At 61.5% G+C, this 23,384-nt stretch carries 25 protein-coding genes; 13 read left to right on the top strand and 12 right to left on the bottom strand.

Annotated features, from left to right (window positions below; genetic code table 11):
• Positions 1 to 58 precede the first annotated feature (58 nt).
• Positions 59 to 532 (bottom strand): redox-sensitive transcriptional activator SoxR, encoded by a 474-nt coding sequence (soxR, locus tag A4R29_RS22755; RefSeq protein ID WP_013529976.1) that lies wholly within the window; start codon positions 530 to 532, stop codon positions 59 to 61.
• 132 nt (positions 533 to 664) lie between these two features.
• Positions 665 to 1,123 carry a tRNA (cytidine(34)-2'-O)-methyltransferase gene (locus tag A4R29_RS22750; protein WP_013529977.1) on the bottom strand — a complete coding sequence of 153 codons (459 nt, stop codon included), beginning with the start codon at positions 1,121 to 1,123 and terminating at the stop codon, positions 665 to 667.
• 443 nt (positions 1,124 to 1,566) lie between these two features.
• Here A4R29_RS22750 and A4R29_RS22745 point away from each other — a divergent pair, with 443 nt between their 5' ends.
• Genes A4R29_RS22745 through A4R29_RS22725 form a run of 5 tightly spaced genes read left to right on the top strand, consistent with a single transcriptional unit; the run spans position 1,567 to position 6,569 of the window.
• Positions 1,567 to 1,962, top strand: coding sequence for a hypothetical protein (locus A4R29_RS22745; RefSeq protein WP_082827586.1), 396 nt, complete (start codon positions 1,567 to 1,569; stop codon positions 1,960 to 1,962).
• A gap of 29 nt (positions 1,963 to 1,991) precedes the next feature.
• Positions 1,992 to 3,878, top strand: coding sequence for an ABC transporter ATP-binding protein (locus A4R29_RS22740; protein WP_063172943.1), 1,887 nt, complete (start codon positions 1,992 to 1,994; stop codon positions 3,876 to 3,878).
• 10 nt (positions 3,879 to 3,888) lie between these two features.
• Entirely contained in the window at positions 3,889 to 5,772 is a 1,884-nt protein-coding gene (locus A4R29_RS22735; RefSeq protein WP_032808649.1) for an ABC transporter ATP-binding protein, read from the top strand.
• Between the two features lie 4 nt (positions 5,773 to 5,776).
• Positions 5,777 to 6,256 (top strand): GNAT family N-acetyltransferase, encoded by a 480-nt coding sequence (locus A4R29_RS22730; protein WP_063172942.1) that lies wholly within the window; start codon positions 5,777 to 5,779, stop codon positions 6,254 to 6,256.
• 1 nt (position 6,257) lies between these two features.
• Positions 6,258 to 6,569 carry a DUF6665 family protein gene (locus tag A4R29_RS22725; RefSeq protein WP_013529982.1) on the top strand — a complete coding sequence of 104 codons (312 nt, stop codon included), beginning with the start codon at positions 6,258 to 6,260 and terminating at the stop codon, positions 6,567 to 6,569.
• A gap of 3 nt (positions 6,570 to 6,572) precedes the next feature.
• On the opposite strand, the gene A4R29_RS22720 is transcribed toward A4R29_RS22725, so the two are convergent.
• Positions 6,573 to 6,917 (bottom strand): cupin domain-containing protein, encoded by a 345-nt coding sequence (locus A4R29_RS22720; protein ID WP_013529983.1) that lies wholly within the window; start codon positions 6,915 to 6,917, stop codon positions 6,573 to 6,575.
• Between the two features lie 314 nt (positions 6,918 to 7,231).
• Between A4R29_RS22720 and petA the strand changes: the two genes are divergently transcribed.
• The 6 genes from petA (at position 7,232) to A4R29_RS22690 (ending at position 12,712) form a co-directional block, all read left to right on the top strand.
• Positions 7,232 to 7,792, top strand: a complete 561-nt coding sequence (petA, locus tag A4R29_RS22715; protein WP_013529984.1) for a ubiquinol-cytochrome c reductase iron-sulfur subunit — start codon at positions 7,232 to 7,234, stop codon at positions 7,790 to 7,792.
• 17 nt (positions 7,793 to 7,809) lie between these two features.
• Complete coding sequence (locus A4R29_RS22710; RefSeq protein ID WP_013529985.1) at positions 7,810 to 9,111, top strand: cytochrome b; 1,302 nt, start codon at positions 7,810 to 7,812, stop codon at positions 9,109 to 9,111.
• Between the two features lie 28 nt (positions 9,112 to 9,139).
• On the top strand, positions 9,140 to 10,012 hold the full coding sequence (locus tag A4R29_RS22705; RefSeq protein ID WP_013529986.1) for a cytochrome c1: 873 nt from the start codon (positions 9,140 to 9,142) through the stop codon (positions 10,010 to 10,012).
• Between the two features lie 127 nt (positions 10,013 to 10,139).
• Positions 10,140 to 10,835 (top strand): acid phosphatase, encoded by a 696-nt coding sequence (locus A4R29_RS22700; protein WP_063172941.1) that lies wholly within the window; start codon positions 10,140 to 10,142, stop codon positions 10,833 to 10,835.
• 176 nt (positions 10,836 to 11,011) lie between these two features.
• Positions 11,012 to 12,157, top strand: a complete 1,146-nt coding sequence (locus A4R29_RS22695) for an alpha-hydroxy acid oxidase (protein ID WP_063173782.1) — start codon at positions 11,012 to 11,014, stop codon at positions 12,155 to 12,157.
• Between the two features lie 9 nt (positions 12,158 to 12,166).
• Positions 12,167 to 12,712, top strand: a complete 546-nt coding sequence (locus tag A4R29_RS22690; protein ID WP_013529989.1) for an adenine phosphoribosyltransferase — start codon at positions 12,167 to 12,169, stop codon at positions 12,710 to 12,712.
• A 45-nt stretch (positions 12,713 to 12,757) separates the two neighbouring features.
• Here the strand turns inward: A4R29_RS22690 and A4R29_RS22685 are convergent, their stop codons facing one another.
• The 8 genes from A4R29_RS22685 to A4R29_RS22650 form a co-directional block, all read right to left on the bottom strand.
• Positions 12,758 to 13,228 (bottom strand): MaoC family dehydratase, encoded by a 471-nt coding sequence (locus tag A4R29_RS22685; RefSeq protein WP_063172940.1) that lies wholly within the window; start codon positions 13,226 to 13,228, stop codon positions 12,758 to 12,760.
• Complete coding sequence (locus tag A4R29_RS22680) at positions 13,225 to 13,701, bottom strand: MaoC family dehydratase (RefSeq protein ID WP_013529991.1); 477 nt, start codon at positions 13,699 to 13,701, stop codon at positions 13,225 to 13,227. Before A4R29_RS22680 ends, A4R29_RS22685 begins: the two co-directional genes overlap by 4 nt.
• Positions 13,702 to 13,824: 123 nt before the next feature.
• A complete protein-coding gene (gene corA / locus A4R29_RS22675; protein WP_013529992.1) occupies positions 13,825 to 14,799 on the bottom strand; it encodes a magnesium/cobalt transporter CorA in 975 nt (324 codons plus the stop codon).
• Positions 14,800 to 14,988: 189 nt separating this feature from the next.
• On the bottom strand, positions 14,989 to 15,660 hold the full coding sequence (locus A4R29_RS22670) for an HAD family hydrolase (protein WP_032808607.1): 672 nt from the start codon (positions 15,658 to 15,660) through the stop codon (positions 14,989 to 14,991).
• Positions 15,661 to 15,726: 66 nt separating this feature from the next.
• Positions 15,727 to 16,830 carry a redox-regulated ATPase YchF gene (gene ychF, locus A4R29_RS22665; protein WP_024505635.1) on the bottom strand — a complete coding sequence of 368 codons (1,104 nt, stop codon included), beginning with the start codon at positions 16,828 to 16,830 and terminating at the stop codon, positions 15,727 to 15,729.
• Between the two features lie 89 nt (positions 16,831 to 16,919).
• The gene (gene pth / locus A4R29_RS22660; protein WP_063172939.1) at positions 16,920 to 17,645 is read right to left on the bottom strand and encodes an aminoacyl-tRNA hydrolase; all 726 of its coding nucleotides are present in this window, start codon (positions 17,643 to 17,645) and stop codon (positions 16,920 to 16,922) included.
• 23 nt (positions 17,646 to 17,668) lie between these two features.
• Positions 17,669 to 18,310, bottom strand: a complete 642-nt coding sequence (locus A4R29_RS22655) for a 50S ribosomal protein L25/general stress protein Ctc (protein WP_013529995.1) — start codon at positions 18,308 to 18,310, stop codon at positions 17,669 to 17,671.
• A 249-nt stretch (positions 18,311 to 18,559) separates the two neighbouring features.
• Entirely contained in the window at positions 18,560 to 19,594 is a 1,035-nt protein-coding gene (locus tag A4R29_RS22650; RefSeq protein WP_013529996.1) for a methyltransferase, read from the bottom strand.
• Positions 19,595 to 19,889: 295 nt separating this feature from the next.
• On the opposite strand from A4R29_RS22650, the gene A4R29_RS22645 reads away from it, so the two are divergent.
• Positions 19,890 to 21,896 (top strand): putative bifunctional diguanylate cyclase/phosphodiesterase, encoded by a 2,007-nt coding sequence (locus tag A4R29_RS22645; RefSeq protein ID WP_032808605.1) that lies wholly within the window; start codon positions 19,890 to 19,892, stop codon positions 21,894 to 21,896.
• 44 nt (positions 21,897 to 21,940) lie between these two features.
• On the opposite strand, the gene A4R29_RS22640 is transcribed toward A4R29_RS22645, so the two are convergent.
• Positions 21,941 to 22,369 carry a MarR family winged helix-turn-helix transcriptional regulator gene (locus tag A4R29_RS22640; RefSeq protein WP_013529998.1) on the bottom strand — a complete coding sequence of 143 codons (429 nt, stop codon included), beginning with the start codon at positions 22,367 to 22,369 and terminating at the stop codon, positions 21,941 to 21,943.
• A gap of 150 nt (positions 22,370 to 22,519) precedes the next feature.
• On the opposite strand from A4R29_RS22640, the gene A4R29_RS22635 reads away from it, so the two are divergent.
• Positions 22,520 to 23,377, top strand: coding sequence for an alpha/beta fold hydrolase (locus A4R29_RS22635; protein ID WP_063172938.1), 858 nt, complete (start codon positions 22,520 to 22,522; stop codon positions 23,375 to 23,377).
• The last annotated feature ends 7 nt before the right edge of the window (positions 23,378 to 23,384 follow it).

The following is a 23,384-nucleotide window of genomic DNA, read 5'->3' as shown; positions in this document are numbered from 1 at the left end:
TGAGGAGCGGCACGAATCTCTCAATGCTGGCGCCGCCCCTCATCTGCCTTCACTGCGTTCAGGCACCTTCTCCCCGTGAACGGGGAGAAGGAAGAGCGACCAGCCTCCTTGCCCCCGTTCCCTCGCGTGCCAGCCGGTCACCCTTGTTGCGCAGCGGGCATTTGTCGATCGACATGCAGCCGCAGCCGATGCAGTCGGTCAGCCCGTCGCGCAGTTTCTTCAACTGGGCGATCTTGTGATCGAGCCCGTCGCGCCAGGCGGTCGACAAAAGGTTCCAGTCGTCGCGCGTCGGCGTGCGGCTTTCGGGCAGTGATTCAAGTGCGGCACCGATTTCGGCCAGCGAGATGCCGACCTCCTGTGCAACCTTGATGATCGCCACGCGCCGCAGCACGTCGCGGCCGTAGCGGCGCTGGTTGCCCGACGTGCGGTGGCTGCGGATCAAGCCGCGGGCCTCGTAGAAATGCAGCGCCGACACCGCCACCCCGCTGCGCATGGCCACCTGGCCAACCGTTAATTCCGTTACAGGCGCCATGTCTGATTTTCCGCCCCGATTTTTCTGCTTGACCTCAAGGTAAGTTGAGCTTGTAGCGAAGAAACCCTGGATGTGCAAACGAAGGAGAAGGCGATGTGCGCCTGGGTCAAGATGTCGGGAGACGGAGTGCCGTTATCCGAGTTGCCGGATGGCTTCGCCCACCACCATGGCGACGGAGAGCGCCACGTTGATGCTGCGCGCCGTACCCTGCATGGGGATGGTCAGGCGCGCATCCGCCGCCTGATGGACAGGATCCGGCACGCCTGCGGATTCGCGGCCGAACAGGAGGACGTCACCGTCCGCGAAGCTGAAGCTGGTGTAGGCCGTCGTGGCTTTGGTCGACAGCAGCACCAGCCGGTGCGAATCAGCCTTGCGCCATTCCTCGAAGGCGTGCCAGTCGACATGCCGGGTCAGGGCAGCCATTTCGAGGTAGTCCATGCCGGCTCGCTTGAGCGCTTTGTCGGAGAGCGGAAATCCGGCCGGTTCGATGATGTCGACGCCAAGTCCAAGGCACGCGGCGAAGCGCAGGATTGTTCCGGTGTTGCCGGCAATGTCAGGCTGGTAGAGCGCGATGCGGAGACGACGGTTCATTTCCGCGTCCTTTTAATAAGTGGCGGATCGGCCACAGCGGCTTGGCGGTTTTGGAAATTGCTGGACCTGCGGGTGGCCATTTTCTGCGAAGTCGGGTATACAACCAGCATTGTCAACCCGAACCGATGGAGGGGTAATTCATGATGACCATGCACATCCAGCGCCCCTCTCGTGGGCTTACCTGGCTGCCGGCGGTTTCGGTACGACGATTCTCCTGACTCTCTAAGACTTGATCGCACCGATTCCCGCCGAAACGATTTTTCGGCTCTCGAAGGAATCCTGCGATGTTTTTCAAAAAGTCAAAAGGGCTGAACGCCCCGACTGAAGCTGTCCGGACCGACACTCGTCATGTCCGGACCGATGTAATGCGTGTCTCCGGGCGAATGCCGGCGGACGATATTGCTTCGCCTTTTTATCTCGATTTTCACACGGAGGACGGACCGATGTTCGATCCCTACAGAATACCGGGCTCGAGGAGCCTGCATATCCACCGACTGCCGACCTGGGCGCTGCTGATCGGCGACACCTATTCGTCGGCGGTTCACGCCGAGGTTCGCCGCCGGCCGCATCGCGGCATGCTGCCGGATGTCGATTTTTCGCGCGCGGTTCCCGATCCCGGGCGGCCGTCGCTGGTGCGCCGGATCATCCGGCTGATCCGGCCTGGCGCGAAAAACCGGGCTGGCGGCATCGTGTCGTCAGGATCGTCTGGCGCAGCTGTCGGCGAAAAGCCCGCGAGCCCCTATATTGCGCGAAGCATTGCCGACGGTCCGGGTGATTCCGGACCGTCGGCACTCGACGCCATGGGTTCCGGGGACTTCGTACTCTCACGTGCCGCGTAAGCGGCAAACACATTTCACAGGCATGACCTATGGTGTTGTTTAGCTGGTTTGAAAAAAGGCTCGATCCGTTCCCCGCGGCGGAACCGGTCGAGCCGCCCAAGACGCTGGTTGCCTTCTGCGTGCATTATACGCGCGGCGCCTGGCCCTATATCCTTTTCGACGCAGTGCTGGTGACGGCCATCGCGATCGCGGAAGTGTGGATGTTCGGCTTCCTCGGCCGCATCGTCGACTGGCTGTCGGGGCAGAATCGCGAAACCTTCCTGCAGACGGAAGCCTGGAAACTTGCCGGCATGGCCTTCATCGTGCTGTTCGCACTGCCGGGCACCGTATGGCTGCATTCGCTCCTCAACCAGCAAACGCTGATGGGCAACTATCCCATGCGCATCCGCTGGCAGGTGCACCGCTATCTGCTCAAGCAGTCGATGAGTTTCTACCAGGACGAGTTCGCCGGCCGCATCGCGACCAAGCTGATGCAGACGGCTCTCGCCGTGCGCGAATGCGTCATCAAGGTGATCGACGTCCTTAATTACGTTATCGTCTACTTCCTCGGCATGCTGCTCATCGTCGGCTCGGCTGACTGGCGGCTGGCCGCGCCGCTCGGCGTCTGGCTGGTCGGCTATATCCTTTTGCTGCGGTTTTTCATTCCCCGGCTGGGCAAGGTCGGCGAGGAACAGGCCAATGCGCGCTCGATCATGACGGGCCGGGTCGTCGACAGCTACTCAAACATCCAGACGGTCAAGCTGTTCAGCCATGCACGCCGCGAAGCGTCATTCGCCAAAGACGGTATGTCCGGCTTTCTAGAAACGGTCTACCGGTCGATGCGCCTGGTGACAGTGCTTTTCGGCTCGCTCTACATACTGAACGCGCTGCTCTTGTTCTCGGTGACCGCGATGGCGCTGTGGCTGTGGCTGGGGCAAGCAGTGACGATCGGCGCGGTCGCCGTGGTCATCGGCCTTGTGCTCAGGTTGTGGGGCATGTCGCAATGGATCATGTGGGAAATGTCGGGCCTGTTCGAGAACATCGGCACGGTGCAGGACGGTATCGCCTCGATCTCGCTGCCGCGCCTTGTCGAGGACAGGCCGGACGCGAGGGAGATCAGCGTCTCCAGGGGTGAGATCCGCTTCGAGGACATCCGCTTCCACTACGGCAAGCAGAAGGGTGTGATCGAGGGCCTGTCGCTGGCGGTGAAGCCGGGCGAGAAGGTCGGCATCGTCGGCCGTTCCGGCGCCGGCAAGTCGACGCTGGTCAACCTGTTGCTGCGCTTCTACGACCTCGAAGCCGGGCAGATATTGGTCGATGGCCAGGAAATCGCCGCTGTGAAGCAGGATTCGCTTCGTGCGCAGATCGGCATGGTCACGCAGGACACCTCGCTGCTGCATCGTTCGGTGCGCGAGAACATCCTTTATGGCCGGCCAGATGCAACCGACGAGATGCTTGTCGAGGCGGCGCGGCGCGCCGAGGCGCTGGACTTCATATCAGGGCTTTCGGATGCCAGCGGCCGCAAGGGCTTCGACGCCCATGTCGGTGACCGCGGCGTCAAATTGTCCGGTGGCCAGCGGCAACGCGTCGCCATTGCTCGCGTTATGTTGAAGGACGCACCTATACTTATCCTTGACGAAGCGACCTCGGCGCTTGATTCCGAAGCCGAGGCGGCGATCCAGGAGAATCTCTACAAGCTCATGCAAGGCAAGACCGTCATCGCCATCGCGCACCGGCTGTCGACCATCGCGGCGATGGACAGGCTGGTGGTGATGGACAAGGGCCGTGTCATCGAGGAAGGTTCGCACGAAGAACTCGTCGCCAAGGGCGGGCTCTACGCGCAGCTCTGGCAGCGCCAGTCGGGCGGGTTCCTGCTTGAGGACGGTCCCGCCGACGCCGCCAACGACGCACTTGCAAAGAGGCAAGCCGCAGAATGATGGCCGCCGCATGATGACAGCCGTCTATCGCTGGTTCGAGAACTGGGTCTATCCGTTCAGGGAGCCGGCGAATCTTCGGCCACCGATCAGTGTCGGCGGCTTTCTCTGGCACTATGTCGGCCAGGCGAAGTTCGCCTTCTTCGCCATGCTGGTCATCGGCGGCATCGCGCCGCTGGTCGAGGCCGGCCTGTTCTACTTCGTCGGGCGGCTGGTCGATATTCTCGACCAGCTTCCCGCCGAGCGCAGCTGGCACGCACTGTGGGCCGCCGCCGGCCCTGAACTGGTTTTCATGGCCGTGGTGGTGCTGGTCATCCGCACCGTCGTCGTCGGCTTGTCGGCGCTGGTCGACGAACAGACGATCACGCCGGGCTTCTACAATCTGGTGCGCTGGCAGGCGCACCGGCATGTCTCGCGCCAGTCCTACGCCTTTTTCCAGAACGATTTCGCCGGCCGCATCGCGACGAAGGTCTGGCAGGCGGGCCAGGCGACCGGCGACTTGATGGAAAGCTTCATAGAGGTCGTCTGGTTTATGATCGTCTACACGGTGACGACGCTGGCGCTGGTCGCAGGCCTCGATCTCAGGCTGGCGGTTCTGGTGGTGATCTGGATTTCCGCCTTCGGCTGGCTGGCCAAGCTCTATTTGCCGGCAATCCGCAAGCATGCCGAGGAAACAGCCGAGGCCGGCTCGATGATCACCGGCCGCATCGTCGATTCCTATTCCAACGTGCAGACGCTGAAACTGTTCTCGGCCGATGGCGACGACCGCTACATCAGGAACGGTTTCGACATCTATCTCGACGCATTGCGCCCGTTCACCCGCCGGCTGACCGGCGTGCGCATGGCGCTGACCACGCTGTCGGGCATCATGATCACGGCGATCGGCTGCTTTGCCGTCTATCTCTGGGTCGAGGGCTCGATCACCGTCGGCGCGGTCGCCTTCACCCTGTCGCTGGTGCTGCGGCTCAACATGCTGCTCGGCCGGCTGATGATGCAGCTCAACAGCATCTTGCGAAACCTCGGCGTGCTGGAGAATTCCAAGGCGCTGATCTCGCAGCCGCTCGGCCTCACCGATGCGCCCGACGCCAAGGAACTCGTCGTTGCGGGTGGCCGTATCGCGGTGAAGAACGTCGAGTTCCACTACGGCAAAGGTTTCGGCGTGCTGAACGGCATCGACCTTGTCGTCAGGCCAGGCGAGAAGGTAGGGCTGGTCGGACCGTCCGGCGCCGGCAAGACGACCCTCGCCAATCTGATCCTGCGCCTCTACGATCTCGAGAGCGGGTCGATCACCATCGATGGCCAGGATGTCGCCAAAGTTACGCAGAATTCGCTGCGCGCCAATATCGGCGTCGTCAGCCAGGACACGGCGCTGTTCCACCGTTCGCTGCGCGACAACATCAAGCTCGGCATGCCTGACGCGACCGATGCGGAGGTGATCGCGGCGGCGAAAAAGGCTGAGGCGCACGAGTTCATCCTGACCTTGCGCGACAACAGGGACCGCGCCGGCTACGAGGCGTTTGTCGGCGAGCGCGGCGTCAAGCTGTCGGGAGGCCAGCGCCAGCGCGTGGCGATCGCCCGCGTCTTCCTCAAGGATGCGCCGATCCTGATTCTCGATGAGGCGACCTCGGCACTCGATTCCGACATCGAGGCGGCGATCCAGGAGAATCTGACACGGCTGATGGAAAACAAGACGGTCATCGCCATCGCCCACCGGCTGTCGACGATCGCAGCACTCGATCGTCTGGTGGTGCTCGACGGCGGCCGCATTGTCGAGCAAGGCACGCATGACCAATTGGTGGCGCTCGACGGGCTCTATGCGCGGCTGTGGAAGCGGCAGTCCGGCGGTTTTCTCTATCACGAGGACAGCGTGCTCGAAGAGACGCGCCCGGCGGAGTAGCTCCATGGGTGGATCGACAGGCGCCATCCCAGAGGTCGGCTACGTGCTCAACCGGCTCCGGCCGACCATGCCGGCCTTCGACACGCTGAAGGAAGAGAGCCGGCTGGAAGGCTACTGGATGCTGGTACGCCTTGCGGATGGCTGGGCAAGTGGCCGCAACAAGTTCCTGAAACGGGGGGAGGCGCTGTACGGAGCATGGTGTGGAAGGGAACTCGCCGGCGTGTGCGGGTTGAACATCGATCCCTATTTCGAGGGCAGGGGCCACGGCCGGGTCCGGCACCTGTTTGTGAGCGCGCGCCACCGTCGCGCCGGCCTTGGCCGGATTCTGGCCGAAACCGTTGTCGACAGGGCACGTCACCATTTCGCCATGCTGAACACCCGCGCGCCGCAAGAAGCCTTCGGTTTCTATGAACGGCTTGGCTTTCAGCGCGTAGCAGGCGAAGAGTTCGTCACACACCGCATGGTTTTCGGGAAAGGAGGCTGAAATGTCCTTGCGTCCGCCATCTCATCTTGCCGGCGCCTCGGCCGCCGAAGCCGCCTTCGACGCGCTCGGCCATGAAATATTGGCGGAAAAGGCGGCAGCACTCGGCCGCGCCGGCCAGCGGGTAGAGGAAACGCTGGCCAGGCTGCGCGACAATGCCGACGAGCAACTGCGCCCCCTTCTGCTCAAGGATGCCGCCGAGGCGGTGCATGGCTATTTCATCCAGCGCGAGCTGTGCGGCTTGCGCAAGCACGATGCCGTCATTCGTGAATACAACATCCCGAAAGCGGTGCTGGCCAGGCTCGGCGCGAAATAGGGATCACTCCAGCCATTCGGTGATGAAGCTGCCATTCTCGTGGATGTCGGTCGTTTCCAGTGGGCCTGGGCCGAGATTGGTGAATTTGTGCGGCGTATTGGGTGGCACGATCAGGATCTGGCCGGCGGATGCCTCGATTTCCTGGTCGCCGACAGTGAACAGGCCGGTGCCCTGGCGGATGATGAAGATCTCCGCGTAGGGATGTGTGTGCAGGCGCGGGCCGCCGCCGACATCAGGTAGATAGTTGAAGATCAGGCAGGAGTTGGAGCCGTAGGCGCCACATTGCAACTCGCCCTTCCAATGGTCGGAGCGAACGGCCCAGGTGTCGCGGTCTATGACGTGTGCCATGATGACAAGGATAGGCCCGGCTGGGGCCTTGTGTCGAGCCGAACAAGGGCGTCGGATTTGCGGGTGTTTCCCGGTTGTTTAGTGATGGTTGGCGGCTATCCGGCGTCGTGTTGACCGGCGGCGGATTTTGTCCCCGCGACAATCTGCCCTTGTGCCTTCACCCGTCTGGACAAAAACGGGCTTCACGCATAAACCGAAGTCCAAATGCCGGAGGAATTCGCAAGCCTGTTCGCCATGCGCTGTCGGGTTGGCGTAATTGAGCGGGGAACAAGGCTCAACCACCGGCACGGAAGAGGCGAAAGGATCAGGCACCCGTGAGCGCAACCGACACCCAGGATCCCAACCGTCGTGATTTTCTCTACGTCGCCACCGGCATGGCCGCAGTGGTCGGCGCGGGTGCTTTCGCGTGGCCGTTCATCGACCAGATGCGCCCTGACGCCTCGACGCTGGCGCTCGCCTCGGTCGAAGTCGACGTCGCCTCGCTGACGCCGGGCATGTCGCTGATCGTCAAATGGCGCGGCAAGCCGGTCGTGGTCCGCAACCGCACCGAACAGGAAATGAAGGACGGCGAGGCGGTCAAGCTGGCCGATCTCAAGGATCCGATCGCCCGCAACGCCAATCTCCCGGCCGACGCACCGGCGACCGACGCCAATCGCACCACGCCCGGCAAGGAAGCCTGGATGGTGATGGTTCAGGTCTGCACGCATCTCGGCTGCATTCCGCTTGGCCAGGAAGGCGATTTCGGCGGCTGGTTCTGCCCGTGCCACGGTTCGCAATACGACACCGCCGGCCGCATCCGCAAAGGCCCGGCGCCGGAGAACATGGCGGTTCCGGTATTCAAGTTCATTTCCGATACCAAGATCCTTATCGGTTGAGGCAGGGGGATATTTCGATGAGCGAGGGACACTCGACCTATACGCCCAAAACCGGTCTCGGACGCTGGTTCGACGCCCGCATGCCGCTGCCGCGGCTGGTCTATGACAGCTTCGTTGCCTATCCGGTGCCGCGCAACCTCAACTATGCATGGACCTTTGGCGGCATCCTGTCGATCATGCTGGTGGCGCAGATCCTGACCGGCATCGTGCTGGCCATGCATTACACGGCCGACACCAATCTGGCCTTCGGCTCGGTCGAGAAGATCATGCGCGACGTGAATTCGGGCTGGCTGCTGCGCTACATGCATTCGAACGGCGCCTCGTTCTTCTTCGTCGCCGTCTACATCCACATCTTCCGTGGCCTCTATTACGGCTCCTACAAGGCGCCGCGCGAACTGCTGTGGATCCTCGGCTGCATCATCTATCTCCTGATGATGGCGACCGGCTTCATGGGCTACGTGCTGCCGTGGGGCCAGATGAGCTTCTGGGGCGCCACCGTCATCACCGGCTTCTTCAGCGCCATTCCGCTGGTCGGCGACTGGATCCAGCAGCTGCTGCTCGGCGGCTTTGCCGTCGACAACCCGACGCTGAACCGTTTCTTTGCGCTGCACTATCTGTTGCCGTTCATGATCGCAGGCGTCGTCGTTTTGCACATCTGGGCGCTGCATGTCGTCGGCCAGTCGAACCCGACGGGCATCGAGGTCAAGTCGAAGACCGACACCGTGGCCTTCACCCCCTACGCGACCATCAAGGACGCGTTCGGCATGATCGTGTTCCTGTTCTTCTTCGCCTATTTCGTCTTCTACCTGCCGAACTATCTCGGTCATCCCGACAACTACATCGTCGCCAACCCGCTGAAGACGCCGGCCCACATCGTGCCCGAATGGTACTTCCTGCCGTTCTACGCGATCCTGCGCGCCATCACCTTCAATGTCGGGCCGATCAACTCCAAGCTCGGCGGCGTGCTATGCATGTTCGGCGCCATCGTCATGTTGTTCCTGGTGCCTTGGCTCGACACTTCGAAGGTGCGCTCGGCTGTTTACCGGCCCTGGTACAAGCTGTTCTTCTGGCTGTTCGTGGCCGATGCCATCCTGCTTGGCTGGCTGGGCTCGCAGCCGGCGGAAGGCAGCTATGTGTTCATGGCGCAGATGGCGACATTGTTCTACTTCGCCTTCTTCCTGATCGCGCTGCCGGTGCTCGGCCTGATTGAGACGCCGCGACGGCTGCCGAACTCGATCACCGAGGCGGTGCTTGAGAAGAACAAGGGCGGCAGCGGACATCCGGCGGGCGCTACGGCGGCTCCGGAAACCAAAGGCTGAGCGGGTAGAGAATCTAAGGGGATTTGGCATGAAAAAGATTCTCACCTCGCTGGCGCTGATCGGCCTTGTGGCCGTCGCCGCTGGGGCCGCGGGCACTCGGGCGATCGCCGCCGAAGAGGCACACAATGTGGCCAATCCGACGCATTTCCCGATCGACGAGCCGAAGGAAATGGACTGGAGTTTCACCGGCCCATTCGGCACCTATGACAAGGCGCAGCTGCAGCGCGGCCTCAAGGTCTACAAGGAAGTCTGCTCGGCCTGCCATTCGATGAACCTGGTGGCGTTCCGCACGCTGTCGGACCTCGGCTATTCCGATGCGCAGATCAAGACGCTGTCGGCCGAGTACACCATCCACGACGGTCCCAACGATGCCGGCGACATGTTCGACCGTCCGGGCAAGCCGTCCGACCACTTCCCGCCGCCCTTCGCCAATGAGGAAGCCGCCGCTGCCTCCAATGGCGGTGCTGCTCCGCCAGACATGTCCCTGCTGGCCAAGGCTCGCGGTGTCGAACGCGGTTTTCCGCAGTTCGTCTTCGATATCTTTACCCAGTACGACGCGGGCGGCCCCGACTATATCCACTCGCTGCTGACCGGCTACGACCAGACGCCGCCGGCCGGCATGGTCATCCCGGAAGGCACCCACTACAATCCGTACTTCATGTCCGGCGTGTCGCTGAAGATGCCCAAGCCGCTCTCCGACGGCCAGGTGACCTATGATGACGGTGCGCCGCAGACCATCGACCAGTATTCCCGCGACGTCTCCGCCTTCCTGGCATGGGCGGCCGAGCCGCATATGGAAGACCGCAAGAAGACCGGTTTTCGCGTTCTGGTGTTCTTGCTTTTGTTCGGCGCGCTGGTCTATCTCACCAAGCGCAAGGTGTGGGAAGGCGTGGCGCATTAAGCCACACGATCAAGTGATCACGAAGGGCGCCGAGAGGCGCCCTTTTGCATTTCCAGAAGCCGGCCATGTCACATGGCCGTCACCGCATCCGGCGATCCTGTGCTGCTCTCATCAAAGGATCGCACCCATGAAAAGATACGCATCGCTCGCGGCAGGCCTGTTGCTGCTCATCGTCGGCTCGGCCGCGCAAGCGGAGGACGCCCAGCCTTTCGTCACCAACAAGGATGTCGACCTGACGATGATCCTGCCGCCGCCGCCGGCAAACGATTCCGCGCAGACCAAGGCCGAACTCGGCGAGGTGCTGATGCTGCAGGTGACACGCACGCCCGAGATGGTGGCCAGCGCCGTCGCCGATGCCGACGAGAATGTCTGGCGCTTCGCCAATGTCATGGGGCCGAAATTCAACAAGGAAACGCTGCCCAAATTCAGCGCCTTCTTCGACCGCGTCGTGGCCACCGAAGGCGCCGTCGTCGATCCGGCCAAGGATATCTGGAAGCGCCCGCGTCCGCACCAGCTCAGCGACCTCATCAAGCCGGCGGTCAAGTTGTCGAGCTCCGGTTCCTGGCCGTCCGGCCACGCCACCGTCGGCACCATGATGGGCATTATCCTGTCCGATATGGTTCCTGAAAAGCGCGCAGAGATCATGGCGCGTGCGGCCGAATACGCCCACAACCGCGAGGTCGGCGGCATCCACTATGCGTCCGACGTCGAGATGGGCAGGATTTCCGGCAGCGTCATCGCCGCGGTCCTGCTCAACCGGGACGACTTCAAGGCCGAGTATGAAGTGGCCAGGGCCGAGCTTCGTTCGGATCTCGGCATGTAATCTTCGTCAATCGGATTAGACCAGAAAGGGGCGCTTCGGCGTCCCTTTTTTTGCTCATGGCCATGTCCGGAGGGCAGCTCGAAAAATAGTCCGTTGGCACGCCGACAACAGGTTGATATTCGATGCATCGAACGGTGGCGAGAAACTTGTCCCGCCATGGCCTTTGGAATTCGATGATGCGGCTCAGCGACTGTCACAACTTTTCCGATTACCGCCGCATGGCGCAGCAGCGGCTGCCGGGGCCGATCTTCAACTACATCGACGGCGCGGCCGACGACGAGGTCACCTATCGCCGCAACACCGAAAGCTTCGAGACCTGCGATCTGGTTCCCAACGTGCTGCGCGGGGTGAGCGAGGTCGACATGTCGGTGACGGTCATGGGCCAGAAGCTGGCGATGCCGTTCTATTGCTCGCCGACCGCCTTGCAGCGCCTGTTCCATCACCAGGGCGAGCGCGCGGTCGCCAAGGCCGCCGCCAAATACGGCACGATGTTCGGCGTGTCGTCGCTGGGCACCGTCAGCCTCGAGGAGGCGCGCAGCATCAGCAGCGGCCCGCAGGTCTACCAGTTCTATTTCCACCGGGATCGCGGTCTTAACCGGGCGATGATGCAGCGGGCAAAGGCGGTCGGGGTCGAGGTGATGATGCTGACCGTCGACAGCATCACCGGGGGAAACCGCGAGCGCGACAAACGAACCGGCTTTGCCATTCCCTTCAAGCTCAACCTTACCGGAATGGCGCAGTTCGCGCTCAAGCCGGCCTGGGCGATCAACTATTTCATCCATGAGGACTTCAAGCTGCCGCAGCTCGACGAGCATGTCGACATGGGCGGCGGCACGATGTCGATCAGCCGTTACTTCACCGAGATGCTCGATCCGTCGATGACATGGGACGACGTCGCCGATATGGTCAAGCTCTGGTCGGGTCCGTTCTGCCTCAAGGGCGTCATGTCGGTGGAGGATGCCAAACGCGCTGTCGACATCGGCTGCAGCGGCATCGTGCTGTCGAACCATGGCGGGCGGCAGTTGGATGGCTCACGGGCGGCGTTCGACCAGCTTGCCGAGATCGTCGATGCCGTTGGCGACAGGATCGACGTCATCATGGATGGCGGCGTGCAGCGCGGCACACACGTGCTGAAAGCGCTGTCGCTCGGCGCCAAGGCCGTCGGCGTCGGACGCTACTATCTGTTTCCGCTCGCGGCGGCCGGCCAGCCCGGCGTGGAACGGGCGCTCGAACAGATGCGGGTCGAGATCGAACGCGGCATGAAGCTGATGGGCTGCAGCTCTATCGAACAATTGTCGCGCAACAATCTCCGTTTCAGGTAATCTCGACCCATGAAATCCTCGCTCGAAGACACGCTGCTTGCCGCGATCCGCACCATTCCGGACTATCCCAAGCCCGGCATCCTGTTTCGCGACATCACCACGCTGCTTGGCAATGCGCGCGCCTTCCGCCGCGCCATCGACGAACTGGTGCATCCCTATGCCGGCCAGAAGATCGACAAGATCGCCGGCATCGAGGCGCGCGGCTTTATCCTTGGCGGCGCCGTCGCCCATCAGCTCTCGGCCGGTTTCGTGCCGATCCGCAAGAAGGGCAAGCTGCCCTACGAGACGGTGCGCGTCGCCTACAGCCTGGAATACGGGCTGGACGAAATGGAGATGCACAAGGACGGTGTTGCTCCGGGCGAGAAAGTGATCCTGGTCGACGATCTGATCGCCACCGGCGGCACGGCTGAAGCGGCGGTCAAGCTGCTGCGCCAGATAGGTGCCGACATCCTCGCCGCCTGTTTCGTCATCGACCTGCCGGACCTCGGCGGCCGTGCCAAGCTGGAGGCGCTTGGCGTGCCGGTGCGGACGCTGATTGGGTTCGAGGGGCATTGAGTGTTCTTCCCTTCTCCCACATGGGAGAAGAAAGAAGCGCCGCCTCTACTCGGTCTTCACCAGCACGGCGCTTTCGAACTCGAGCACTTTGTCGCCGGTCGAATCGAAAGCTTCCGAACGCAGCGCCAGCAGCCGCCAGCCGGGGCGTGAGGCAATCGGGCGGTGCGACAGCGCGGTGCGCGTAAAGGTGATGGTTTGCCCGGCATAGACCGGCTTCAGCCATTTCAGGTTCTTGAAGCCAGGCGAGGGGCCGAATTCCGGCACCGGACCGGGGCCGCTCCACGCAGCGATCTCGGCGTCCATGCGGTTTTCGAGATTGAGTTTCATCCAGGTGGCGGCGGTGTGCCAGCCGGATGCGCAGAGCCCGCCGAGCACGCTTTTCTTCGCGGCCTCCTCGTCGGTATGGAAGATCTGCGGGTCGTATTTGCGGGCGAAGGCCTTGATCGCCTCGGGCTCGAATGTGTGCGAGCCGAGCGTCACCGTGGTGCCGATACGAAAGAACTCGTCCAGTGTCATGCTTGGCTCCCCGCGGCATCGCGCGTGAGGAACATGGCGGAGTTCTCGAGCTCGAAGACGCTTTCGCCGCGCTGGTTGAACAGTTCGCTGCGCATTGTAACGAAGCCGAGTTGCGGCTTCGATTTGGACAGGCGCTTGGCAACGACCACCAGGGTGCCGGTCAGTTGATCGCCGGCCAGGACCGGCTTCTTCCATTTGACCTGATCGACGCCGGGCGCGCCCTGGCAGGTCGAGTCCAACAGGAAGGCATCGCACAGCATGCGCATGAACATGGCGCAGGTGTGCCAGCCCGACGCCGCCAGCCCACCGAGGATGCTGGCCTTGCCGGCTTCCTCGTCGAGATGCATCGGCTGCGGGTCGAATTCTCCGGCGAATTCGACGATCTCGGCGGCACTCACGAGCTTCGAGCCGAGGTCGATCGATGCACCCTCGATGAAGTCCTCATAGGCCCATGTTTTTATCTCTGCGGTCATGGTCTGGAATCCGGCTTGTCGACCCACGATCCTCAGGATCGGGGTTTCCGGATGCAGGCCGGCGTTCATTTGGTCAAGCGATTTCTACTGCGCCAGCCTGTGGCAGCCGATCGACAGGCCCACTCAGAGCCAGCCGCGGCGGCGGAAATACCAGAAGGGCAGGATCGCCGACAGCACCATCATGGCGATGGCGAAGGGATAGCCAAGTTCCCATTTCAACTCGGGGATGACGTCGAAATTCATGCCGTAGATCGAGGCGACCAAAGTCGGCGGCAGGAAGATGACGGCGGCGACCGAAAAGATCTTGATGATGGCGTTCTGCTCGATCGAGATCATGCCGAGCGTCGCGTCGAGCAGGAAGGAGATCTTCTGCGACAGGAAGGTGGCGTGGTCGGCGAGTGACAGCACGTCGCGAGACAGCGTCTTGATGCGCGCCTTGGTGTCCTTGCTCATCTTGGTGCGGGTCGAGGCATGGGCGAAAAAGCCCGCCAGGCGCTGCAGCGAGATCAGGCTGTCGCGGATCGAAGACGCGATGTCCTCCTTGCGGCCGATGGCTTTCAACAATTCCTGGAAGTCGCGATTGCGCTTGGAAACCTTAGTCGATCGCGCCTCGAAGATATCGCGCGAGATCGCCTCGATGTCACGGCCGGCACGCTCCAGAATGTCGGCGAGACGGTCGACGATCGCCTCCAGCAAGCCGATCAGGATGGTGTCGCCGCTGGTGCAGCCGGTCGCCACCTTCTCGGCGCGCTGCGGAAAGGTCTTGAAGGCCTTCGGCTCGTGGTAGCGCACAGTGATCAACCTTGTGCCGGCGAGCACGAAGGTGACCGGCGACATCAAGGGATCGTCGACCTCGGTCTGGGCGGGCAGGGTTGCGGTCATGAAGTAGGCGCCGTCCTCGACATAGAGGCGGCTCGAAATCTCGATCTCCTCCATCTCCTCGCGTGTCGGAATGGCCACGCCGAGCCAGCTCTCGATCGTCGCTTCCTCTTCCTTTGTCGGGTTGAACAGGTCCGCCCAGACGATGGTCTCGCTGTTTGCCAGGAGATCGTCGACGAGGCGCAGGCGATCATTGTCCACGACGAAGGCCTTGATCATCGCCTGATATCCCTTGCTGGGGCCAAAGGGTGTGTTCGGATTGACGCGTCGTGTTGGATTGCACGGTTCCCGGCGCCAGCGCCGACCGTGCGTCTGCCGCTTAGACCTGTGACGTGACAAAATCAAGACAAGCCCGAATCGGGCCGGGGGACGGCCCTCGCGGCTCGGAAGCCGCGTCAGCGGATCGATCTAAAGACTGGCTAGAGTGACCTCCAAGTCCTCGTATGCGCCGACGAGGGCATCCGCGCCATGTCGCAACAGAGCATCGCCATGAGTGCCGGTGCAATGACTGCCAGCGGTAAATCCGATCACGCGCATACCTGCTGCCTTGCCCGCCAGGACGCCATTCACGCTGTCCTCGACCACGATGCACTCCTTTGCATGAACACCGATCGTGTCCGCCGCATGCAAGAACAGGTCTGGTTCCGGCTTTCCATTGACGACCATGTCCGATGAAAAAATATTAGGATCGAAAAGGTCGACAAGGCCCGTGTGTTCGAGTTTCCAACGCAATCGGGCCAGCGGCGTGCTTGACGCCACACATCTCCATGCGGCGAGCCGGCCAATCACATTCCGTGCATCGGGTAAGGCCGCCAGATTCTTACGCAAGCGTTCGTTGGTGTGGTCGGCAAGCTGTTCAAAAAAGAGCGGAGAGAGCGGCTTGGCTCGCTCTTGGCCGATCGCTTCGAGCTTCGCCTGCCACATAGCGGGAGACAATCCCATGAAGGCTTGCGTATAGGCGCTTGGTTCGAACGTGATGCCGGCCGCCGCCAGATATTCAAGCTCGGTTGCCTGGTATATCTCCTCGCTGTTCACGAGGACGCCGTCACAATCAAATATTATCAGCTTTATAGGCGACACTTTGGGCCTGATATCTGGTGGTCGGCTCAGCCGGCCCGCGGACAGTCTCGAAGGACTTCCATCAAATCACGTGTTGAACTTGAACAGCAGGATGTCGCCGTCCTGGACGACATATTCCTTGCCTTCGTCGCGGGCCTTGCCGGCTTCCTTGGCCGCCACTTCGCCGCCCAGTGTGACGAAGTCATTGTAGGCGATGGTCTGGGCGCGGATGAAGCCGCGCTCGAAATCGGTGTGGATGACGCCGGCGGCTTGGGGGGCCTTGTCGCCCTTATGGATGGTCCAGGCGCGCGTCTCCTTCGGCCCGACGGTGAAGTAGGTGATGAGGTGCAACAGATCGTAGCCGGCGCGGATGACCTTGTTGAGGCCGGGCTCGTCGAGGCCGAGCGAGGACAGGAATTCCATCTCTTCCTCATCGGAGAGCTGTGCGACCTCGGCTTCGATGGCGGCCGAGATCACCACGGTGCCGGCGCCCTGGGCGGTCGCCATCTTTTCCACGGCCCTGGTGTGCTCGTTGCCGGTGGCTGCGTCGGCCTCGGCGACGTTGCAGACATAGAGCACGGGATGCGAGGTCAGAAGGTTCAGGCCCTGCAGGATGCGCAAATCTTCGGCCGAAATATCCTTGAGCAGGATGCGGGTCGGCTTGCCGGCCTGCAGCAGTTCTAGCGCTGCCTCCATCATCGGCAGCACTGACGTCGCTTCCTTGTCCTTGCTGCCGGCGCGCTTGCGGAATTGCACGATGCGGCGCTCGAGGCTGTCGAGGTCGGCGAGCATCAGCTCGGTTTCGACCGTCTCGGCATCGGCCACCGGGTCGATGCGGCCCTCGACATGGGTAATGTCGTCATCCTCGAAGCAGCGCAGCACATGCACGATGGCGTCGACCTCGCGGATGTTGGCGAGGAACTGGTTGCCCAGCCCTTCGCCCTTCGAGGCGCCGCGCACCAGACCGGCAATGTCGACGAAGGAGATGCGGGTCGGGATGATCTCCTTTGACTTGCCAATCGCCGCGATCTTCTGCAGGCGCGGATCGGGCACCGCGACCTCGCCGGTATTCGGTTCGATGGTGCAGAACGGATAGTTGGCGGCTTGCGCCGCAGCCGTTCTGGTCAACGCGTTGAAAAGCGTCGACTTGCCGACGTTGGGCAAGCCAACGATGCCGCATTTGAAACCCATTTTGTCCGGTCCTATCGGGAAATAGAAATTTGATCAGGGCTATGGGCGATAGGGGTGATCAACGTCAAGCCCTTCGGTCCCCTTGATGCTCAGTCCTTGCCGCCGAGCAGCTTCTTCAGCATGGCGGCCATCGGACCGCTTTCCGGCAGCTTGGCCAGGGGCTGTTGGGGCCGTGCCTGGCGGACGTGACTTTGCTGCTTCTGCGCCGGCTGCTTAGGTGCCGATTTTTCGGGCTCCGGCCCGGCCTTGCCCTGGACGGCGAGACTGGCTTTGTTCATGAAGCCGGATTCGTCGCCTTTGGCGATCATGGCGGCGTTGTCGGCGATCGCGTCGAGCAGCGGGTCAAGCCATTCGCGGTCCGCCTTGTCGAAATCGCCGAGCACATGGTGCTGGACCATTTCCTTGACGCCTGGATGGCCGACGCCGATGCGTACGCGGCGATAGGCGTTGCCGACATGGCCATCGATCGAACGGATGCCGTTATGGCCGCCGGCGCCGCCGCCGGTCTTTATGCGCAGCTTGCCTTCGGCAAGATCGATCTCGTCATAGAAGACGGTGAGCGCGGAAAGCTCGAGCTTGTAGAAGCGCAGCGCTTCGCCGACCGACTGGCCGGACAGGTTCATGAAGGTCTGCGGCTTGATCAGGACGACTTTTTCGCCGCCGAGCGAGCCCTCGGCGATCAGGCCCTGAAATTTCTTCGACCAGGGCGAAAAGGAATGGCGGCGGGCGATTGCGTCCGCCGCCATGAAACCGACATTGTGCCGATTGCCGGCGTATTTCGCGCCCGGATTGCCGAGACCTGCAAACAGCAGCATCGCCTGCTCCGGGCGTGAAAGAGTTACTTCTCTTCGGCGGCAGGAGCCGCTTCAGGTGCAGCCGCTTCAGCCGTCTCTTCCGTCTCCGGCTTCATCGCCGACGAACCGGCAATGGTCGCGATGGTGAAGTCGCGGTCGGAGATCACAGGCTTGACCCCAGCCGGCAGCTTGACCGCCGAGATGTGGATCGAATCGCCAATGTTGGCGCCGGTGAGATCGACGGTGATGAATTCCGGGATCGCATTGGCCGGGCAGTGGAACTCGACTTCGTGACGCACGATGTTGAGCACGCCGCCGCGCTTGATGCCGGGCGACTTGTCCTCGTTGATGAAGTGGACAGGCACGTCGACATTGACTTCGGTGTCCTTGCCGATGCGCAGGAAGTCGACATGGACAGGGAAATCCTTGACCGGGTCGAGCTGGAAGTCCTTCGGCAGGACCTGGATCTTCTTGCCGTCGACATCGATCGTGGCGATCGTGGTCAGGAACCCGCCGCCATGGATCTTGTAGTAGATGTCCTTGTAGGTGAGCGCGATAGCCAGGGGAGGCTGCTTGTCACCATAAATTACTGCAGGCACTTTACCGTTGCGGCGAACTGCACGGGCGGACCCCTTACCGACCTGTTCGCGTGCTTCGGCCTTGAGCTCGTAAGTGTCGTGGCTCATGGCATTTCCTTTCGGTTTGTTCTGGAGCGCTCACGGTGGGCAGAGTGCCTAGACCGTAAACGTCGAAAGCCGACATACCCATGCATGATCTGGTCCGAAAACCGGAATCCACTTTTCGGGATCATGCGGGAAGGCGGCCTTCCGCCGCGTTGCCTCCAAGGGTGTCTACGCGGGTGGCGGCTCTATAGCGGAAGGCGGCCGGAGGTGCAAGCCAAAGGCACGACCGGCCTGGTGCAGCCCAGACGGCCGCTATCCGCGCTTTTCGATGACGGCATAGAGCACGTTGCGGTTCTCGCCGAAGAATACCTGCGCCTCGACGGTGTTGCGGTCGACGCTGGCATTGACGATGTTCCACATATCGACCTCCGATCGCAGCAGCAACACCCAGTCCATGAACGTCTCCCGATACCCCGCGTCGGGGGTGCCCTCGGCGTAGTTGGCGAACAGGAATGTTCCGTTCGGCTTCAACATCTGCAGGCAGGTCTTCGTGAGTTTCACCGCGACGTTGTGGGCGAGGTAGTCGTAAAGGCCGGAGGCGTAGATGAAGTCGAATTTGCCGAGCTTGTGGCCCCGCGTGAGCACGGTTCGCACCGAGCCGTCGATGGCTTCGACGGCGGTGCCCTGGAAGTCGCGCGAGATCAGCCCAACGCTCTGGGGATCCTGGTCGAGCGCAACCCAGCGCTTGAGACGGCCCTCCGTCAGGGCGACCGAACGATTGGCTTCCCGCAAATGGCCGGCCGCGATCGCCAGAACCTCGGTTTCCGGTCCGTTCTTGGCCGCGATCTCGTCGACATATCGGGTCAGGAGGTCGCGTCGTTCCCGGGCCGCGACGCATGACGGTACGTTCTGGGTATGGCTATAGAGTGCTTTGCCGACCTCCGAGGCGTTCGCCACGCTCTCTGCCACGTGCGGATCACAATAGATGTAGTCGAGCAACTGCGCGTCGCCGGAATAGCCCCTGGGTTTGGTGAAGGACCAGTGCGTCAGTGGATCCTCGAGAAAATACTTCAGGATCGGATGGTTCTGCGCGACCGGTATCAACGCATGCCAGACGTCGGGATGAACCTTGGAATGCAGGCCATTGAGGAAGGACAGCAAGCGGCCGACGATCTCGGCCGGGTTCTTGTCCTGTTCGACCTGCTGCTGTGTCGCGTGGAGAATGAGGGCAAGCTCCGCGCGCGCGGTTTCGAACGCCTCGCCATGATGCTCGATCTTTCCCCGAGGCAGCGTGCCGGCGAGCATCTCGGCAGTAATCAAGCTTTTGCCATCCAGAACGGTCTGCACGCCATCACTCCATAGTTAACAGTCGGTTAACTTATTGCGTAGAATGCTCCCTTTGCCAATGTCGGGCCGACGGCATTTTAGGTTTATGATTAATTTCCCGCCAACCATGTTCGTTGGTTAATCAGCTTCCGAGCCGGATTCCGGGTTCGAGTTAACGGAAACTTGTCTTGCGCGATTGCATTTGTTTGCCCGGCGTTCGCAATCGCCGTCGCGTCCCAAGGAGCCGGCCCGCGTGGGGGCAGAAGCTGGAAATGAGTTCGGAAAACAAAATCCCTTTCAAAAGGGGTCGATTGTGATGAACGAACACGTGTCATCCGCATTGGCCGATACGGTTGATGCGGAGCCGTACGAGCCGCGCTACGAACTGGGAGCCGACGAACTTCGCGCCCTCTACCGCACCGAAGCCCGGGCGACGCGAAGAGGGGAAGCCAGGCCAGGGCTTTGGATCGCAGTTGCGATCTATCTCTTGTTTTCGGCAACGGATCTGCTGCTGATCCCGGATGTGGCCGCCTATACGATCACGGCGCGCTTCGCGGTCGGCTTGAGCGCGCTTTTGATCCTGGAAGCGCAGCTTCGCCACGGCGTCGGGACGGAATGGCTCGACGTGACCTGCGCCGGGGCCATCATCTTTGGCTATGTTGGTTGGCTGTGTCCGGCGATTATGGGCGCGGACAAGGAAAGCGTCTCTTACTATATGGTCTTTGGGACCATATTCATGATGAGCGCCAATCTTTTCTTTACATTCAATTTCAAGCTTTCTATCGTAACCTCGACAATAATCTTATGTATACTTTATATCGTAAATTACTTTGTTCCCTCAACCCTCATATACAAAATGGTATTTGGGGCTTTCTATGTTTCTTGTTTCACGTTCACCTCATATGTGAACTGGAAACTGAATGAGGAACGCTACAACGTCTTCCTGAACGCCCTGGAAGCCAAGATCCAGCACAATGAGGCGACCGAACGCGGCAAGGCCCTGCTGAGGTTGTCGCGGACCGATCCGCTCACGGGTCTGGAGAACCGGCGCGCGATCGACGAGAAGCTGCGAGACTACTGGAACGATTGGCAAAAGGTCGGCACCAGCTTTGGGGCGATCCTCATCGACGTGGACTTCTTCAAGAAGTTCAATGACTGCTACGGCCATCAGGAAGGCGACCGCTGCCTGATCCATGTCGCCAATGCCCTTAGCGATATGATCAAACAGTATAATGGCTCCATCGGCCGCTATGGCGGCGAAGAGTTCATCGTCCTGGCTCGCATGGAGAAAAAGGAGCAGATCCTGGACATTGCGGAAGCCATTTGCAGCACGGTGGAGAACCTGGCTCTGACGCACGAACTGCGGCGCGACGGCGTCTCGATCGTAACGGTAAGCGTTGGCGCCGCATTCACCCGGACGCAGACCGGGGCCAAGCTGGAGAAAATCATTCACGAGGCCGATCGCGCTCTCTATCTGGCAAAAGCCGGCGGCCGAAATTGTGCCCGGCTGTTCGATCCAACCGACCCGCAAAGCAGTGACGAGAGCGAGAACATTGCGGCTTTGCTGAAGATCGCGATCGGCCAGAATCTCGTTTCACTCGTTTACCAGCCTATCCAGGATGTCAAATCGGACCGGGTTGAAGCGGTGGAGGCTCTGATGCGCCTCAAGATGCTCGACGGCACATCGGTTCCGCCGAGCCTGTTCATTCCGGTCGCCGAACGGACCGGTGCGATCCTGGAACTCGGGCGCTGGGCGATAAGGACAGTGTGCGCCGAACTGCTGGCGGACGACCACGTCCGTGTCGTCAGTGTCAACGTCTCCCCGATCCAGCTCAAGACACCGGGCTTCGCGACGTCGGTCGCGACCATTCTGGGCGAGACGGGTGTCGCAGGCAGCAGGCTGGCCTTCGAGATCACCGAAGGGCTGGAGATGGAGATGCACTCCGACATCCTGCGCTGCATCAGCGACCTGAAGCTGCTCGGGATCAAGATCTGGCTTGATGATTTCGGGACCGGCTTTGCGGGCCTTTCGTGGCTTCGCCTGATCGATTTCGATACGGTGAAGATCGATCGCTCGTTTCTGCATGACTGCAGCTCCCCGAGCGGCAAGGCGATGCTGCAGGACATTATCACCCTGGTTCGAAATCGCGGCCACAAAATCCTGGTCGAAGGGGTGGAGACAGACGAGCAGATGGCCCTTATGCGCGAATTCGGCATAGACAAGATCCAGGGCTTCCATGTCGGCCGTCCCGCTCCCGCCGTCAGTTTCCAAGCAAAGCGAGCCATGCGCAAACGGCCATTTGCCGTGCTTAAGTCCGCATGATGGTGGCCTCTTCCGACGTTTGGCTTAGCCGTCGTCAAGCCGTGCTAGCGGTCGCCGGTCAACGCGGCGCGTAACGCCTGGATCTGCCGGTTCAGCGCATCGAGCTCAGTCAGCGTCATGCCCGAGCGTTCGACCAAGGCTTCGTTCAGGCAGTTGCATTGGACAAGCAGTGCGCGCCCGGCTGATGTCAGATCGACCTGAACCTGGCGTTCGTCGGTCTGGCTGCGCTGGCGGGTCACCAGCCCGGCCTGCTCCATTCGCTTCACCAGCGGCGTGACGGTGCTCGATTCCAAAGCGAGCCGATGGGCGATGGTGCCGACCGACATGCCGTCGGCCTCTCCAAGCGCGTTCAACACCAGGTACTGGGGATAGGTGATGCCCATCTCGTCCAGCATCGGCTTGTAGGTGCGGTTGATGGCCATGCTGGTGGCATAGAGCGTGAAACAGAGCTGATTGTCCAACGGGAGAGGCACGGCGCATTCCTTTTGCCAATGTGGGCATCAAATCGATACCACGAAAAATGATATCGCGATACATATTTTGTGGACAAGGGTTTTAGGCCGCGTTAGCTATATCGATATCGCGATATTGTTTATCGCGAAAATAACCAGAAGGAGATTGAGATGACCTCGCAAACCAAACCCGGCTCCGGCAGCGGTACGATCACCACCAGGGACGGAACGCAGATTTACTACAAGGACTGGGGGACCGGGCAGCCTGTCGTCTTTCATCACGGCTGGCCGTTGAGCAGCGACGATTGGGACGCCCAGATGCTGTTCTTCGTGTCACAGGGCTACCGTGTCATTGCCCATGATCGCCGAGGCCATGGCCGCTCGACCCAGACGGATATCGGCAACGAGATGGACACCTATGCCGCCGACGTCGCGGAACTCGCAGCCCATCTGGACCTCAAGAACGCCATCCATGTCGGCCATTCGACCGGCGGCGGCGAAGTGGCGCGTTATGTCGCCAAGTATGGCGCCGGCGGCCGTGTCGCCAAGGCGGTGCTGATCGGCGCGGTGCCGCCAATCATGCTCAAGACTGCCGCCAATCCCGGCGGCCTGCCGATCGAAGTGTTCGACGGCTTCCGCTCCGCGCAGGCAGCCAATCGCGCCCAGTTCTTCCGCGACGTTCCATCAGGTCCGTTCTACGGCTTCAACCGCCCGGGCGCAGAGGTATCGCAGGGCGTCATCGACAATTGGTGGCGCCAGGGCATGATGGGCGGCACCAAGGCGCATTATGATTGCATCAAGGCCTTTTCGGAAACCGACTTCACCGAGGATCTGAAGGCGATCGACGTGCCTGTGCTGGTCATGCACGGCGACGACGACCAGATCGTTCCCATCGCGGACTCGGCGCTGCTGACGATCAAGCTGCTCAAGAAGGGCGAGCTCAAGGTCTACAAGGGCTTCCCGCACGGCATGGCCACGACCCATGCAGACATCGTCAATGCCGACCTGCTGGCCTTCTTCAAAGCATAGGCCGTTG

It is taken from the genome of Mesorhizobium ciceri biovar biserrulae (assembly GCF_001618845.1).
In the GTDB taxonomy this organism is placed as follows: domain Bacteria; phylum Pseudomonadota; class Alphaproteobacteria; order Rhizobiales; family Rhizobiaceae; genus Mesorhizobium; species Mesorhizobium ciceri.
This window is presented reverse-complemented; position numbering and strand designations above follow the sequence as displayed.